Annotated in this window: 1 protein-coding gene and 1 pseudogene; both read left to right on the top strand. The window is 67.4% G+C overall.

What is annotated here, in order from left to right:
* Positions 1-336 (top strand): annotated as a pseudogene (locus EOD07_RS36200) (ABC transporter substrate-binding protein); the annotation flags it as partial.
* A partial coding sequence (locus EOD07_RS36205; RefSeq protein WP_206519671.1) for a P1 family peptidase occupies positions 336-794 on the top strand: 459 nt, incomplete at its 3' end. The pseudogene EOD07_RS36200 and the gene EOD07_RS36205, both read left to right, overlap by 1 nt.

The raw sequence follows: 794 nt of genomic DNA on the forward strand, positions 1-794 counted from the left end.
CCGCCTGGCGATGTGCCCTATGCCGTCGGTACGCTGATGATCGCCACGCCGGAATGGTCGGAGGTTGCCGATCCAAAGGTCGTGCAGGCCTTTGCCGCGAAGAACATCGCGCCGGATGGCTATACGCTGCCGGCCTATGCCGCGGTCGAGGTCGCCAAGGCCGCGCTGGCCGGCGCGGAAAGCTCCGGTCAGCCGCTCGCCGAAGCGCTGACTGGCCATGATTTCGCAACCGCGATCGGCACCGTCCGCTTCGACGACAAGGGCGATCTCAGCCAGAACCCGTTCCGCGTCTTCCGCTTCGACGGCACGGATTTCGTACCGCTGGAGGACAAGTGATGTTCCGCACCGGGCCGCGTAATCTCATTACCGACGTTGCCGGCCTCCGCATCGGCAATGCCGCCGACGCCAGGCTGAAATCGGGCGTCACGGTAGTGCTGTGCGACGAGCCCGCGGTTGCCGGCGTCCAGGTGCTGGGCGGCGCGCCGGGCACGCGCGAGACCGATCTGCTCGAGCCGCAGAATTCGATCGCAACGATCCATGCCGTCGTTCTGTCGGGCGGCTCAGCCTTCGGCCTCGACGCCGCTTCGGGCGTGCAGGCGGCGCTGCGCGAGAAAAACATCGGTGTCGAGGTTGGAGGCTTCCGCGTGCCGATCGTGCCGGCCGCGATCCTGTTCGACCTGCGCAATGGCGGCGACAAGGATTGGGGTCGCTATCCACCCTATCGCGAACTCGGCTATGAGGCCGTGCAGGCGGCAACCGGCGATTTCGCCATCGGCACGGCGGGCGCCGGGACC

This window comes from Mesorhizobium sp. M2C.T.Ca.TU.002.02.1.1 (assembly GCF_003997225.1).